The organism is Sediminibacillus massiliensis (assembly GCF_900156915.1).
In the GTDB taxonomy this organism is placed as follows: domain Bacteria; phylum Bacillota; class Bacilli; order Bacillales; family Amphibacillaceae; genus Sediminibacillus_A; species Sediminibacillus_A massiliensis.
Map to the genome: position 1 here is coordinate 1,518,339 of NZ_LT732535.1, position 15,270 is coordinate 1,533,608.

Annotated in this window: 14 protein-coding genes and 1 other RNA gene; 3 read left to right on the plus strand and 12 right to left on the minus strand. The window is 41.9% G+C overall.

The window, feature by feature from the left end; genetic code table 11:
- Positions 1 to 220 precede the first annotated feature (220 nt).
- The 5 genes from ssrS to CZ434_RS08450 all read right to left on the minus strand — a co-directional run bounded on the left by ssrS (position 221) and on the right by CZ434_RS08450 (position 3,399).
- Positions 221 to 409, minus strand: a non-coding RNA gene (ssrS, locus tag CZ434_RS08435) — 6S RNA.
- A gap of 59 nt (positions 410 to 468) precedes the next feature.
- Entirely contained in the window at positions 469 to 1,104 is a 636-nt protein-coding gene (locus CZ434_RS08440) for an NAD(P)-dependent oxidoreductase (RefSeq protein WP_077622721.1), read from the minus strand.
- A gap of 720 nt (positions 1,105 to 1,824) precedes the next feature.
- Positions 1,825 to 2,154, minus strand: a complete 330-nt coding sequence (locus CZ434_RS08445; protein WP_077622722.1) for a redoxin domain-containing protein — start codon at positions 2,152 to 2,154, stop codon at positions 1,825 to 1,827.
- A gap of 18 nt (positions 2,155 to 2,172) precedes the next feature.
- Complete coding sequence (locus tag CZ434_RS22080) at positions 2,173 to 2,340, minus strand: hypothetical protein (protein WP_179107215.1); 168 nt, start codon at positions 2,338 to 2,340, stop codon at positions 2,173 to 2,175.
- A 105-nt stretch (positions 2,341 to 2,445) separates the two neighbouring features.
- Complete coding sequence (locus CZ434_RS08450; protein ID WP_077622723.1) at positions 2,446 to 3,399, minus strand: alpha/beta hydrolase; 954 nt, start codon at positions 3,397 to 3,399, stop codon at positions 2,446 to 2,448.
- Positions 3,400 to 3,550: 151 nt separating this feature from the next.
- On the opposite strand from CZ434_RS08450, the gene CZ434_RS08455 reads away from it, so the two are divergent.
- Positions 3,551 to 4,372, plus strand: coding sequence for an SDR family oxidoreductase (locus CZ434_RS08455; protein WP_077622724.1), 822 nt, complete (start codon positions 3,551 to 3,553; stop codon positions 4,370 to 4,372).
- Between the two features lie 53 nt (positions 4,373 to 4,425).
- Here CZ434_RS08455 and CZ434_RS08460 read toward each other — a convergent pair whose 3' ends face one another.
- Together CZ434_RS08460 and CZ434_RS08465 are read right to left on the minus strand one after the other, a co-directional pair.
- Complete coding sequence (locus CZ434_RS08460; protein WP_077622725.1) at positions 4,426 to 6,633, minus strand: alpha-galactosidase; 2,208 nt, start codon at positions 6,631 to 6,633, stop codon at positions 4,426 to 4,428.
- A 102-nt stretch (positions 6,634 to 6,735) separates the two neighbouring features.
- A complete protein-coding gene (locus CZ434_RS08465) occupies positions 6,736 to 7,776 on the minus strand; it encodes a LacI family DNA-binding transcriptional regulator (protein ID WP_077622726.1) in 1,041 nt (346 codons plus the stop codon).
- A 324-nt stretch (positions 7,777 to 8,100) separates the two neighbouring features.
- On the opposite strand from CZ434_RS08465, the gene CZ434_RS08470 reads away from it, so the two are divergent.
- Entirely contained in the window at positions 8,101 to 8,745 is a 645-nt protein-coding gene (locus tag CZ434_RS08470; RefSeq protein ID WP_077622727.1) for a lysozyme inhibitor LprI family protein, read from the plus strand.
- Positions 8,746 to 8,940: 195 nt separating this feature from the next.
- Here CZ434_RS08470 and CZ434_RS08475 read toward each other — a convergent pair whose 3' ends face one another.
- Together CZ434_RS08475 and CZ434_RS08480 are read right to left on the minus strand one after the other, a co-directional pair.
- Positions 8,941 to 10,038, minus strand: a complete 1,098-nt coding sequence (locus CZ434_RS08475) for a PRK06851 family protein (RefSeq protein ID WP_077622728.1) — start codon at positions 10,036 to 10,038, stop codon at positions 8,941 to 8,943.
- Positions 10,039 to 10,153: 115 nt separating this feature from the next.
- Positions 10,154 to 11,224, minus strand: a complete 1,071-nt coding sequence (locus CZ434_RS08480; protein ID WP_077622729.1) for a C45 family autoproteolytic acyltransferase/hydrolase — start codon at positions 11,222 to 11,224, stop codon at positions 10,154 to 10,156.
- 235 nt (positions 11,225 to 11,459) lie between these two features.
- On the opposite strand from CZ434_RS08480, the gene CZ434_RS08485 reads away from it, so the two are divergent.
- Positions 11,460 to 12,248 (plus strand): Cof-type HAD-IIB family hydrolase, encoded by a 789-nt coding sequence (locus CZ434_RS08485; protein ID WP_077622730.1) that lies wholly within the window; start codon positions 11,460 to 11,462, stop codon positions 12,246 to 12,248.
- Between the two features lie 90 nt (positions 12,249 to 12,338).
- On the opposite strand, the gene CZ434_RS08490 is transcribed toward CZ434_RS08485, so the two are convergent.
- The 3 genes from CZ434_RS08490 to CZ434_RS08500 form a co-directional block, all read right to left on the minus strand.
- A complete protein-coding gene (locus tag CZ434_RS08490) occupies positions 12,339 to 12,533 on the minus strand; it encodes a YwbE family protein (protein WP_077622731.1) in 195 nt (64 codons plus the stop codon).
- Between the two features lie 106 nt (positions 12,534 to 12,639).
- Positions 12,640 to 13,968, minus strand: coding sequence for a 6-phospho-beta-glucosidase (locus CZ434_RS08495; RefSeq protein WP_077622732.1), 1,329 nt, complete (start codon positions 13,966 to 13,968; stop codon positions 12,640 to 12,642).
- A gap of 308 nt (positions 13,969 to 14,276) precedes the next feature.
- Positions 14,277 to 15,266 carry a siderophore ABC transporter substrate-binding protein gene (locus CZ434_RS08500; RefSeq protein ID WP_077622733.1) on the minus strand — a complete coding sequence of 330 codons (990 nt, stop codon included), beginning with the start codon at positions 15,264 to 15,266 and terminating at the stop codon, positions 14,277 to 14,279.
- Between the last annotated feature and the right edge of the window lie 4 nt (positions 15,267 to 15,270).

Sequence of the window (15,270 nt, forward strand, 5' to 3'; positions counted from 1 at the left end):
CAAGCGATAAAAGACACACACACACGTGCTTATGATCCCTTGCGGTTCTCCGCTGTCCTTGTCAGCCTCACTGGACTGAATTAAAGGTACCAATATTTAATTAAATTTATTGTCGCAGATGGCGCAAAAAGTGTCAACAGGAGAAAGCTGGTAATTCATGCATGGACTCAATTTTAAAACAAAAAAACCAGCCCCTAAGGACTGGTTTAACATTTAAATGGTTAGAGCCACCATTGCCGTAACTTTTCGTAATAAAGTTTTAAACCACCACTCCTCAAAGTGGGTGTTCGCAGAATGCTTCCTGTCTTCCACTGCATGTTGGAGGCTTGACATTTCACACTCAATTTAAAACTCCCTATTACAGTTTAAAGGTTAAAACTTATTATCATTACGTACAAAGTAGCTTGTAAACATAATATACAGCATTTCGATTAAAAGGTCAACAGGAGAATTTCACAGTTTAGTAGTTTACTCTTCTCCCACTACAGTGAATCGCTCTTTATTATGTTCTTCATTTTCAATTTCATCGATTACGGCAATCGCATAATCTGCATAACTGATATGACTCTTACCTCGTTTATTTCCGATGACATAATCCGTCCCTTTTTTATAAAATCCGGTTCTCCGTCCATTTGCTTCGAAAGACACCGCGGGACTGATATATGTCCAATTAAGATTTTTTGTCTGCTCCAGCATTTTCAGTGTTTCGAGTTGTTGCTCTGCAGTAGGGCGGAGAAAATCCGGGAATTCCCGTGTCTCCAGCAATCGGGTTTCCTTTGTCTCATCTATGAACAAACTCCCGGCCCCTCCTACGACAATCAGTCTGGTACTGCTTTGTTCCAGTGCTTTTATTAGTAAGGTGCCGGCTTCCAGAAAAAGGTTTTCTTGCCCGGTGGAGGGGGCAAACGCATCCACGACAATGTCGAATTCGGTTAAATCGGATGCCGTCAGGTCAAATAGGTCTTTTTCCAGGACTTCCATATACTTGGTCTTCAATTTAAAGGCATTTCTAACGATACCTGTAACTTCGTGCCCTCTGTCTACAGCCTCTTTCGCTATTAAACTTCCAGCTTTACCACTGGCTCCTATCACTCCGACTTTCACTATACTCTGCTCCTCTCGCTGTCATGATTATACTTATCTACCCTTTTCCAAAGGCGTTATAACAACATTTGATCGCGAAATTTTCTATCCCCACCCTAAAACCGGGTCCCCCCATACAGTACCTTTTAAAAAAATTTAACATTTGAGGCAAACTGCGACATAGTGACAATTCTATTTCTTGTTGTTCTGATGATCGTTGAGTGCATGGACTCGCTGCGGCAGAACACTTCGCTTTTAGATTTTTTCTGAATACTGGCTAAGGATTATCCCATGTTAAACAAATCTAGGACCATTTCCCACTTGATTATATGTTCTATCCAAAGCGAAGGAAAAATGCGAGACTCCAGTGGGAAAGGAACAGTCTGAAGATCCCGCAGGGGCGGTCTTTGCACCGAGGACAATGGTTTTCGGTGGGCCGAGTAATCGCAGGCCCAAGTAACGCTTCGACAGCGAGACATCGCACGCAGAAAATCGATTTGTATTTTCAAGGAAGCTGAAGCGTTCCCCACGGAAAGCGAGTATTTTTCCGCAGCGCTGGACTACCCACTCAATCCGAAAAGAATGGAAGGAAGTCACAAAAAAGTTATGTCGAAGTTTATGGTTACTGTGCAGTTTTTTGAACGAGTAATCTTATTTCCGTCTTGGATGTAAAGAGAAGCTGGCAATAAAAAAACTGCCCTTGCTTTTGCACAAGGACAGTATCTTCTATCTATTCATCTATTAATCAGTTAACTTATTGTACTCTTTTTTTATTTCTGCAGCGGTCTTCTCGATTTCTTCTCCCCAATGGTCATTTTGCGTCTGGAAGACGACATTGCCATTTGTATCAAGGAGGCCGTATCCTCGGGCAGCACTGTCCTGGTCTTTCATTCCCATTGTGTCGATGAGAGTAAAATCCGGATCAGAGATAAACGGAAGGCTATTTTCTCCAGTGTATTCTCTAATACCAATTGACAGTTCTTTTTGCTGCTCGGTAGTATCTTTACTTACAATATACATTTCCAGATCCATATCCTGAAATTCATCCAGATTTTCATGCAGCTGAACCAGCTGTTGTTGGCAGAGACTTCAGGTGTATGTGGTAATGAAAAAGAATAAAACCGGCTTCTCCATCGGGAAAGTTACCGCTTGATCATCTTGATTCTTCAAAGTTACCGGCTCATCCAGCTGGCTTTGTCCACAACCTGCCAGAATCATGACGACAACCATGACCAAAAAAGTTACTTTAAGTCTCATGGTGACTCCTTTCTTTCTCTCTAATTGACCCATATAAATTGTAGAGTATAACAAACACTTATTCAACAAAATTTAATAGAAACTTTTCGATTCTCTATTAATCATTCATTTATTCATCGATCGCTCAATGAAATCCTGCACCCTGTTTTGAAACTCTAACGTTGCAACCGAGTATGCTTTCGTATGCCCTGCGTCAGGCACAATCCATAATTCTTTGTCGCCACCTGCAGCATCAAATAGCTCATACGCCATCTCCGTCGGAACCAGTTCATCTTTGTCGCCATGGATTATCAGCAGCGGCTTTGTATTATCCGCGACTTGCTTCACAGCAGACGCTTCTCCAAAAGTAAACCCTGCTCTAAGTCTGGTAATAGCACTAGTAATATCCATAATTGGAAACGATGGTAAATGATACAGATGTTTTAATTGGTAGGAGAGTTCTTCTTTAACAGATGTATATCCGCTATCTGCGATTATCCCCTTGACCTCTTCAGGGAGCTCCTCCCCGCTTGCCATTAAAACCAACGCAGCACCCATCGAGTTTCCATGCAAGATTATTTTATCCGCCTGGTGATTTTCCACTAATTCCTCTATCCAAGACAGATAATCCAGACGGTCATGCCATCCGTATCCAATATAGTCTCCTTCACTATCTCCATGTCCACGGGAGTCCGGAAGCAAAACATCAAAGCCCTGGTCGTAATAAAATTGAGCGTAATCCCCCATCTGATCGCTCTGCCCCCGGTAGCCATGAGCGAGGATGACAGCTTTTCCCGTATTCTGATCATTTCCCAGGAAATCGGCCGTTAACTTCAAACCGTCGAAGGATTCTTTTTCGATTACTTCCATAGCTTGTCGATTAAACCATATTTTTGCCTGTTCAAGGATTTTTTGCTCCTGGCTATTTGCGAACACTTCAACTGTATCAGCTTCTTTATGAAGCTCTACGACTTTCCCGCGCTTGACACTTTCTCCGTAAAAGTAATTAGCACCCGCAACCAGCACAATTAACACAGCCAGAGTAATTGCACTTATGGAAATATAAATCTTCTTTTTCACTTTATCGCCTCTAATATTAGTATTTTCTCTCTATCATTATAGTCGATACCATCACGAAATAGAGTCTTTTCCGCGAAATTCAACAATCTTGATCAAAATGTTTACTAATCAACTTACATGGATACATTTTATAAATCAGGAGGTTGATAAAATGGGAAAATTACAAAATAAGGTAGCAGTCGTAACTGGCGGAGCGACCGGAATCGGTAAAGCAACTGCCGAAGTCTTTGCCAACGAAGGCGCCACTGTTTTGATTGCTGATATTAAGAAAAAAGAATTAGAAGAGACCGTCAAATCGATTAACAACGAAGGCGGAACTGCCAGGAGCTATGAAGTGGATGTTTCCAAAGAGACCGATGTAAAAGCCTTCGCAGAGCAAGTGAAACAAGATTATGGTACCGTGGATGCATTATTCAATAATGCAGGTACAGATCAAGAAGGGGGAAAAGTGCACGAGTATCCTGTAGAGCTTTTTGATGAAATCAATCAAACTGACTTGCGCGGTACGTTTTTGATGAGTAAATTCTTCATTCCTCTTATGTTGGATAATGGGGGCGCAATTGTCAATAATGCTTCGATGTCCGGCAGCTTTGCAGATTTGGATCGTTCCGGCTACAATGCTGCAAAAGGCGGGATTATCAATTTCACCAAATCGATTGCGATTGATTATGGACGGAAAGGGATAAGAGCCAACTCTGTATCACCTGGCACAGTGGAAACACCACTCATCGATAAACTGGCAGGTTCAAAAGAAGAAGAAAGCGGCAGAGAGTTCAGGGAATCCAATAAATGGCTGGCTCCTTTAGGACGATTGGGAAAGCCGAAAGAAATCGCAACTACTGTATTATTTTTAGTTTCCGACGACAGTTCTTATTTAACTGGACAGGACATCACCGTTGACGGCGGGATTACCGCCTATACTTGGCCTGGTAAAATGGTAATGGATGAAAGTTGGAAGAAAACGACAGAATAACAATAAGGAGACGGATCCCCAAAAGATCCGTCTCCTTATTTTGAAATTAAAGACTATTTTGCTGAAAGTTTAAAAATTTGAGATGAAAAATCTGTAGCACGTATCTCATCAGGAAACTGATCGAGTTGAATACCAGCATACATTAATTCATCTCCAAAGAAGGTCCCCTTCAGACCTTCAATGGAATATTCCAATTCTTTATCCAGACCTTGCAGGAGAATCCGTTTGAAACCTGTATTTGGCAGTGAAAGAATTTGGTAACGACCTACCAATGCTTCTCTTTTGTCTTCGGAAACCACCATCCAGCTTGTCACATTCCCGTCACCAGCGAAAGGGCTCTCAAGTCGGTAAAAAGTTCCATTTAAAATAAGCCGCCTGTTTTCCTTGTAGAAACGTATTTGATGCTTTACCTTGTCTCTATCTTCCTCGGACATCTTGGTAACATCCAGTTCATATCCAAAGGCACCAAAGTAAGCTACATTCGCTCTCGTATCCAGACTTGTAATCCTGCCAACCTGATGGTTCGGAACGTCGGAGACATGGGCGCCGATCGAACTGACTGGATATACCAAGGAGGTTCCATACTGAATTTTCAATCTTTCCACCGCATCTGTATCATCGCTCGTCCATGTCTGCGGTGCATAATGAAGCATCCCAGGATCAAAACGGGCCCCTCCGCTGGCACATGATTCAAATAATACATCCGGGAAGTCCGAGGTGAGCCTTTCATATAGCTCATAAACCCCCAATATATACCGATGAGGCAATTCTCTCTGCCTGGAAGCCGGCAAGTCTACTGAAAAGATCTCTGTCATGTAACGGTTCATATCCCATTTCACGTAGGAAATAGGAGCCTTACTCAAAATTTCGGCCATGGACCTATAAATGTAATCGACTACTTCTTTTCTGGAAAAATCCAGGACATATTGGTTTCTGCCATGTGACAGACTGCGTTCGGGCACATGGATGACCCATTCCGGGTGTGCACTGTATAATTCGCTTTTTTTCGAAACCATTTCCGGTTCAAACCAAAGTCCGAAATCCATTCCCAGCTCATTCACCTGTTTCGCAAGTCCTGTCACACCGTTTGGCAGCTTGCGCTTATCGACAAACCAATCGCCTAATGAGGTAGTGTCATCATCTCTTTTTCCAAACCAGCCATCGTCAAGCACAAACAACTCGACGCCCAATTCCTTGGAAGCCCCGGCGATCTCCAAGATTTTCTGCTCATCAAAATCAAAATAAGTACCTTCCCAATTGTTTGTCAGAACCGGACGCTCTTTGTCTCTCCATTTTCCACGAGCCAGTCGCTTGCGATAAAGTTCATGGTATGTCTGACTCATATCGTTTAAACCTTTGTCAGAGTAAACCATGACGACCTCGGGTGCTTGAAAACTTTCCCCGCTTTCCAACAGCCAGTTAAAATCGAAAGGATTGATGCCCATCATCATTCTGGAAACGTCATATTGATCAACTTCCACCTGCGCCAGGAAGTTTCCACTGTAGACAAAGCTGAATCCATATACCTCCCCTTGGTGCTCATCCGCAGCAGGACGCTTCAATGCAAGAAAAGGATTCTGCTGTGTCCCGCTGGCTCCTCTTGCACTCGAAATGCTTTGCATCCCTGGAACGAGTTTTCTCTGCTTGATATGTCTTTCCCGAGACCAGGAACCCGACAACTGGACCATCTCATAGTCGGAATCAAAAAAGTCGACACTGGCACTGAGCGCTCTTGTCAGGGATACTTCTTCTTGCCCATGATTGACAAACTGGACGGACCGTGTAATAGCGTTATATGCTTCAAAGACCGTATAGCTTAGCAAAATTTCTACATCGATCAATTTATCATAAAGAGAAATCTCCAAAGTCGAAGCTTCGTTTTCATCCTCTACATATGTAGCAGGAAGTCCTTCCAACGGCTTCTTTCCTTTATATATTTTATGGCTTTTGTATTCCAAGTTGGTGATCCTGCTCCCATTTGACTGAAGAATTTGGTATGCAGGCTCCCGGTAATCAGTTGTTCCATATGAAGGAAACTCCTGCTTCTGCACATCGAGTGAAAAACTCTCATCCCCTTCAAATACGCTGCTTGTATTTGAGCGGGGTTTTTCCTTGTGTAAGTGGTCAAATGAATCTCTGTGGCGCAGCTTCTTCCCATAATACAAGTGTCCCAATTGATTGTTTCGCAACACAGTAAAAATATAACTGACATTTTTGGCTTGGAGATGGAATTCTCTTGTGCTTTCATTATAAAAAATCATTTGCATCCTCCTGTGCATTTTGTAGATTTATAGTTTTGAGATGATTACTCTTATAATCCCACTGATATAACGCTTACAATTCAACATTCACTAACATTCATTCTAGTGATTATCTTTCTCCGTTCCAATCCCACAGCTTTCTCTGATGATTATTTCGGTCGGAATAATCACTTTAAGAGGAACTTCTCTACCATTTATTCTATCCAGCAGCAAATGCAGGCTTGTTCTCCCCATCTGCTCCGTGTGGACTCTGATGGTTGTCAAAGGGGTGCTGGCATACTGTGCCATTTCTATGTCATCAAAACTTACGATAGCAACATCTTCCGGGACACGGAGATGCTTCTCTTGGAGCGCTCTTAGTGCACCTATAGCCATTGGATCACTCGCAATAAAAAATGCATCAGGCAAATGTCCCGTCTCTATCGCTTTTTTCATTAATTCATAACCTTGAGACATATTGTATTCCCCGATAAACACATGTTCTTCATGGTATATCTTTTTATCCTTCATTACTTTTTCAAAAGTTGTTAACCGCTCATCATATGTTTCCAGTGTCGTTCCTTTCGTGTGTTCTCTTTCTCTTCCTCCGATATACCCAACGCTCTCTATTCCCTGTCGGAAGAAATGTTTGAGTGCGTTCCTTGTTGCTTTTTCAAAGTCAATGATGACAGAATCGCATTTTTCTTCATCTGGTGAATGATTGACATAGACCACATTGTCCATATGACCACTGATGTGTTCTAATGCTTCATTGCTCAGCCTTCCGATGACGATCAATCCATCAAATTCCCGGACCGATACCTTGGATGTGATAGTGCTCAAAGGCAGAACATGTGGTGCTTCCATACCTCTACGGAAGCATTCCTTTTCAATCCCCTTCCGTATCGATAAAAAGTATGGATCATTCAACTCTTCTTCAAAGGATTGACACAGTATAATGCCAATGGATAGACCACTGCCGGGATACCTGGTTTGCTCATTATGCCTTGTTTTGATTGTTTTATAGTTCAGCTCCTTGGCAATTGCAAAAATCCGCATTCTAGTTTCTTCCGTTACTGAAAGGGATGCATCCTTATTCAATACTCTTGACACCGTCGAAGAAGATACTTTTGCACGTGACGCTATGTCTTTGATCGTAGCCATATGATAAACCTCACTAAATTTTTACTAAAATTTTTCCTGCTTAAATATTATATTAGCAATAAAAAATAGCGCTTACAATCTAATTTAGTAAATTTTTAGAATTTATTCCTTCATAAAATAAGTTCACCTAAATTATCGGCTGAATATCCATTTCAATATGTTAAAATTGAATTGGCTTTATTTCCAACTTGTTCCACCGCTGTTGCTTTTAACAATAAAGAAAAACACCAGTATAGACGATTGAGAAACATGAAAATTCCGGTCTGGTTTAAAGATCGTTGACTGAATACAATCAATAAATAAAATGCAGAAAGGTGACCTATAATGAAAAAAAATCGTAAAATCTTCATGGTAATGTTGACAGTATTACTGGGCATAACAGCTGCTTGCGGAAATTCATCAAACGAATCGAGTGCAACATCCGACAATCAGGCTGAAAACAACCCTTCTACCCCACACGAAAAAAAAGATCCCTCTGATGAAAACACTACGGAAAGCAATTCAAAGAGCGATCAAACTGAGACAGACGAACAACATCCAAACGAAAAAGACGAAACCGTTAACAATGAATCTGCAAAAGAAGAAGACTCATCTACTGACACTGGACCTAGCCTGAAAGAAGAATATCTTAAAAAGTTAAACGAGGCCGAAAAAGAAGTAGAAAAGATGCGGGAAAATCCAATAGATGACACAACATTCGCTTTGAAGAAAGTAGAAGGAGATGCATACGACATTTTGGATGGATTGTTGAATGAAATTTATGGAGTCTTAGAAGAGCAGCTCCCACCAGAAAAGATGGAGCAGCTAAGAAAGGAACAGCGTGAATGGCTGGATTACCGGGATGATACTGCGAAAGAGGCATCGCTAAAATATGAGGGAGGAACAATGGAGCAATACGAATATGTAAGAGTCGAAAATAACCTTACAGAGGAAAGGTGCTTCGAATTAGTAGAGCAATATATGAAATGATTTTATCACAGACTTAAATCGCTCAGAACCAGGTGTTTGCCCCCGAAAGTTAGATTGATAACTCTAACTTTCGGGGGTCGGTACCAACCAACCTGAGCGTTTTTTATCCTCATGGATCATTCCAAATTCAATTTTATAATGGTTGTTTCTCTCCTCAGTTATTCCCTTCACTGACAAGATTCTGTTTTCTTTGTTCTAATTTCGGTCTGCTATATCTGTAATAGCAGTATTAATGGTATCATACATTTCATCCACAATCGAAAAATCAATGGCGCCAAGATAGATTTGTTCCAACCGGTCATGAAGTTTTTTCGCTTCTTTCAAGTATGCAATACCTTCGTTCATATGCTGTTTATACCGCTTTGTTACTTCACTGATTCTGGCTTCATATTTTTCATCCGTGCCAGGTTCCACTGTTTTTTCATACAAGTCGATTATTTCATCTCCGTGCCGGCTCGGCGCATATTCATGAGGGGCTGTACTGTCGAAAACACTTACTTCCAATTCACGAATGACCACCATGTCCAGGCTTTCCGGATCAAAACCACAATGATACACTTCTACATCGAATCCATACCTTGTGCCTGCAGCTGCTATCTTCTTCAACAGGGTCGACTTTCCAGTTCCCGCTCTGCCTTTCAAGAAATATCGTTTGGTGCCCTCTGTCAAATTGGGAATGAAATCGACGGCTCCTTCCGGTGTAGCAGCTCCAAGGAAGCGGTGTTTCGTTCTAGCTTCCCGTTTTCTTTCTTTACTTCCTTGGAAAATCTTTGCTATCAGCTCTTCTGTCAGCTGATTTGCCTTGGCAAAATCGAGTTGTGCTATATAGATTTCTTCCAAATCATCGTGGACACGAAGCCCGTCTTCAAAAGATTGGTAGGCTTTTTTGTACATTTTTTCGATATCATCCTGCAAATGCAAAATATCTTCCCTTTTCCCTGAAAGCCATGCTGTATCCCAAGCAAGCCCAAGATTGACATACTGTTCCGCCGCACCGGGAGCTTTCGGTTCCAGGATATGTGGAGCTGTTCCGTCAAAGATACCGAATTTCAAGGCGGGAATAATCAACCCGTCCAGTGAGTCATTGTCCGAAGCACAATGAATTAACTCAACATCATACCCTTTCTCCTGCCACTCGTCACCAAGCTTTTTAATCATCGTAGATTTCCCTGTCCCTGGACCGCCCTTTAATAAAAATACAGATTCCAAGCCTTCCAAACTGGAATCGAATAAACTGTAAAAACCTTTGGCCGTATTACCGCCGGCATAGAAGTTGATTGCTTTCCCTCTCATATTCCACAGCACTCCCTTGTTTGAAAATTACTGTACAATAGCCTATGTCGACAGATTAAAATAGGTGAATGGCCTAAAAAACGGCTGAAAGAAGTTATCTCTTTCAGCCGTTTACTTATCGGTCGCTGCGCATCCATACTGCATTTGCTTCCATATGGACAAAAGGTATATCTGTATTGATCATTCCTGTGATTTTCTTTTGTTCTATTTCTTTTCCAGCGAGCCATGAACCAAAACTGAATTCGGTCGGTTCCTGATCCCCGCCAAGCACCATCCAGGTTTTCAATTCTCTCGGGAAGTAGGCAGATGTATGGATGGTTCCGGCCCAATTCCGATATTGGTCAGAGAAAACTCCTTTATCTGAATCGTTCATCAGCCGGAAAGCCTGTATCGCTTCGGAATATTCCTGGCTTTGTTCCTCCAGGATATTCAGTCGGCGTTCTGAATCAACCAGGTAGTTTCTATTTTCATGTTTCATTATTTCAAAATGATTGGTGCAAATCTTTGATTGGCGCACTTTTACACCCCTTGGCGATGCTTCAACAATGTAAGTCTCACCACTTCTGTCGAATACAATATAACTGAAAGAATGACGGTGCGGCAGCTCTTTCAGCAAGGAAACAGCTTCATCCACATTAGCGCAGGTCTCTAAAACAATTCTGCCGATTGCACAACAGATAAATCCATCGCCAGGCTTTTTACGGTGCATGAAATTGTATCCCAATACAAGACCCTTTTCGTTCATACCGTCTGGACGCCCTGTGATCCTTTGAGACGGTCCAACAGTCGCATATCCCTGATCATTCGGCTGAAAAAAGACATAACGGCCTTCATATGTTTTCGGGTGATAGTCGTAATTGCGGATGAAATATTGATCTCCAGTTAAAATAGAACAACCCGATTTCACATGATTTACACGAAAACCGCCAAACTCCTGGAGAACTTTATCCATCGGCCATTCCAACGCATCACCGAGCCCGATCAATTCTTCCCAGACCCCCGGTCCGAATTGCTTAAATACTTGTTTTGCATCTTGTTCATTTATGCTGAAACGAGGTTTTCTGACTTTCCACTGCCTCGCCCTGTTTTGAATAATAAGAGAGTCCTTCAACATTTTCCCCTGCTTATATCCAAAATCATAATGGGAACCTCGAAATGTAATAATATCACTATGTACTTGTTTCATTTGATGACCCCTCTTTTGCTCGTAATGTTCTTATTTAAGAGTAAGGAAATGATAAAAATAAATAAAGAGATTTGTTTTAAGAGACAAAACTAAAAATGTTTGGAAAGCTTAACAACAAAGGATACTTGAATGGTATTCCGCTCTTAAATTCCAAACACCACAGCCTCGATACCAATCAAACCTCTAATTGTGGTATGATTTGTTCAGACAATAATGTAGATGAAGGAGAGCGAGGATGACTGATTACAAGATTCTATTTTTAGACATTGACGGCACTATAGTTAAACCCGACCACTCGATAGAGGATTCAACAAAGGAAGCGATTTTACGTGTGAAAAACCAAGGAGTGGAAGTGTTCCTTGCAACCGGGAGGCCGCTCCATGAGGTGGCGGATATTGCCGAGCAGTTGAATGTTCAATCTTTTATTGGGTACAACGGGGGCTACGCCATCTATAAAGATGAAATTATCGTGGACGAGCCAATGAAAAGCAGTACGATCGAGCACTTTGTCCGGACTGCGAAAGAAAATGATCACCAAATGGTTTTGTACACTAGTGAAAAAAACTACTTCACTTCCATGGAAGACAAAGCCGTCCAGGAGTTCATAGATACCTTCCAGTTAAAAAAGAACGATTTATTCGGACCTGAATTCATCGACCAGATTTTAGGTGTGACATTGATGAAACTGTCTAAAACCGAACCTGCCCGTTACAAAGTCGAAGACGATCTTCACTTTTCCCCTGTCAACGTCGGTAACTTAGATCAGTGTTACGACGTTATCAGGCATAGTGTCAACAAAGGAAAGGCAATCTCAAAAATATTAAATTTACTTGAAATACCGAAGGAAAGTGCCATCGCTTTCGGTGACGGCATGAACGACAGGGAAATGATGCAGGCAGTCGGAGAAAGCTTCGCGATGGGTAACGCGCACCCCGATTTGTTCGAATTTGCGAAACATAAAACTGCGACAGTAAATGATGACGGTATTTATAAAGGCTTAGCGTCCTTGGGTCTATTGAAATAAAAAGGCTGCCTGGCAGGATCGCCTGCCAGGCAGCCTTCTGTTATTTCTATTTAAAGTTCCAGACATGTCCTTTCCGGTGCCATCCTGTTATTACTCGATGATATTCTTCACTCTGCCCACTTGTCCATCTTCTAAACGGACTTTGATTCCGTGCGGATGTGTCGGAGAATTCGTCAGGATATCTTTGATGATTCCACGAGTCAATGCACCGCTTCTCTGATCTTTTTTCAGTACAATATCTACTTCCATGCCCTTCTCAATATCTTTTCGATTTCTGCCATTCATTTGGGTACCCTCCTACATTCACTTACTTTCTAAGTATACCCATGCCTGGCAGATTCTCCAAACAAGGACACAAAAAAGCCCCTTCGAATCAAGAAGGGGCTTTTTCTCATGCTTCTACTTTGGAATAAAACTGCGGTAAATGCTCTTTATGTACTTCCATCATTTCGTCAACAATTTGCTTCGCTACTGTATCCGAAGGGGTCAAAGGATTGATGGTCAAAGCCAGTACAGCTTTATCATAGTCACCGCTTACAGCTGCTTCAGCGGCAACTCTTTCAAAAGATTTAATCTGCTGGACAAGTCCTCTGACAGGTACAGGCAAGTCACCCATCACGACAGGCTTCGGTCCGTCTTTTGTAATAACACAGCTTACTTCTACTGCGGAATCATGAGGGATGCTGGCAATTGCGCCATTATTGACCGTGTTTACTGGTTGTATGTCCCGCTTATCGGTATAGATGGAGGTTATCAGCCGGACTGCTGCATCGGAATAGTAGGCACCGCCCCTTTCTTCAAGCTGCGGAGGCTTAATGTCAAGTTCAGGATCCTTGTACAATTCGAACAACTCTTTTTCCAGCTTCTGAACGACTTCTGCACGAGTTCCTTCTTCTTCGGCACTCTTAGCAGCCTTCTCGACCATGTCACGGGATTTGTAGTAATACATATGATACGGGCATGTCAGGACATTCAAGCTCTTGATAAATTCCGGTTCCCAACCAAGTCCTTTGATGTTTTTAACAAAGCTGGAGTTCTCCGGATCTGTTATCATGTCCATTACTTTATCTTTGACGCTCACACCATCCACAAATATGTCCAAGCCGTACACCATATGATTTAAACCGGCAAAGTCGATGTGAACTCTGGAGTGATCGATATCAAGAAGTTTTGCGATCCCCATCTCCATGCCGATCGGCACGTTGCATAAGCCTACAACCTTACTTATATTGGAATAACGCAGGACGGCTTCCGTCACCATACCCGCTGGATTAGTAAAGTTGATCAACCAAGCATCAGGGCACAACTCTTCCATGTCCTTACAAATATCAAGGATTACCGGAATGGTACGAAGGCCTTTGAACAACCCTCCTGGACCATTGGTTTCTTGTCCGAGCACTCCGTATTTCATTGGAATCCGTTCATCTTTGGCCCGGGCTTCCAGTAGACCCACACGGAATTGTGTAGTGACAAAGTCGGCATCTTTCAATGCTTCCCTGCGATCTAATGTTAGATGAACATCAATCGGAAGCCCTGCCTTTTCAATCATTCGTTTAGCCAAATTTCCGACGATTTCAAGTTTTTCTTTACCCGCTTCGATGTCTACAAGCCACAATTCTCTTACCGGCAGTTCCTCATAGTTTCTTATAAAACCTTCCACCAGTTCCGGGGTATAGCTTGAACCCCCGCCAATTGTCGCTATTTTAATTCCTTTACTCATCATTTTCCTCCTCTTTTCTACCTTTATGTAGATTAAGTAGTTTTCCCTCGATTTTCAGGAAACGTTTACAATCCAGCTCGCTTGACACAACGAGTAACTGTGAGTCATGAATGATGTTTCAAATCTATTATATTAGTAATCCGTTTTCATTTCCATGTATTTCTCTTTGAATCTTTATAAAAGACAAACATGCCGGCCTCCAGAAAAACCCAAGTCTGTACCATTACACCTAAGTCCCCTGCTCATAAAAAAGTCTTCTCCTGCACAAAAAGAGACCACAGCATTGCATGGTCTCCTTTTGAAAGATACTATTCGAGTCCTTCTTTGACTTCATCCACCTGCTTAGCAGTACCTGTTAAACCGCCGCCGGATAAATACCAGACAGCCGGGTCCAGATAGATCAACTTATCATTTTTGGCTGCATTTGTTTTATCGACCAGCTCGTTGTTAAATACCTCGCTTGCAGCTTGATCTCCACCCACTACAGCATCACGATCAATGATGTATAAATAATCAGGGTTTGTTTCAGCAATATATTCAAATGTTACTTTCATTCCATGAGGTCCTTCTGTCTCAATATTTTCGTCAGCAGGGGTCACACCGAATACATCATGAATGACGCCAAAACGTGAACCGGCTCCAAATGCACTTAAGTTACCGCCAGTAGTCAATACAACCAGACCAGTTTCCTCACTATCGGAAGTCATTTCTTGAACTTCTGAAATTTTGTCATTTATTTTTGCTAATTGTGTTTCAGCTTCTGCTTCTTTATCGAAGATTTCTGCTAACGTATTAACATTGTTAGTAAAAGATTCCATGTAATTTTCATTATCTACACCAACATAAATAGTTGGGGCAATTTCACTTAGATCTTCATATGCAGCGGACTGCCTGCCCGAAATAATAATCAGTTCGGGTTCCATAGCATTAATCGCTTCAAAATCGGGCTCTTTTAAACTCCCTACATTCACATAACCATCTTCATTATATTCTGACAAATAATCGGGCAAAGAGCTTCCTTTGGCTACACCGCCGACTTCGACACCTAAGCTATCCAGGATATCCAACGCTCCAAAATCAAATACTACTACATTTTCCGGATTCTTAGGTACTACTGTTTCTCCTAATTCATGTGAAACAGTAATTTCAGCTGCGTCTCCTGATGTTTCTTGATTTTCAGATGCTGTCTCATTGTCTGCTGCTGTTGCTTCAGATGCTTCCCCAGAATCATTTGTTCCACAAGCAGCTAATATCATAAGTACTGCCGCCACCAACGCGAATAAGATATTTCTCTTCATATCT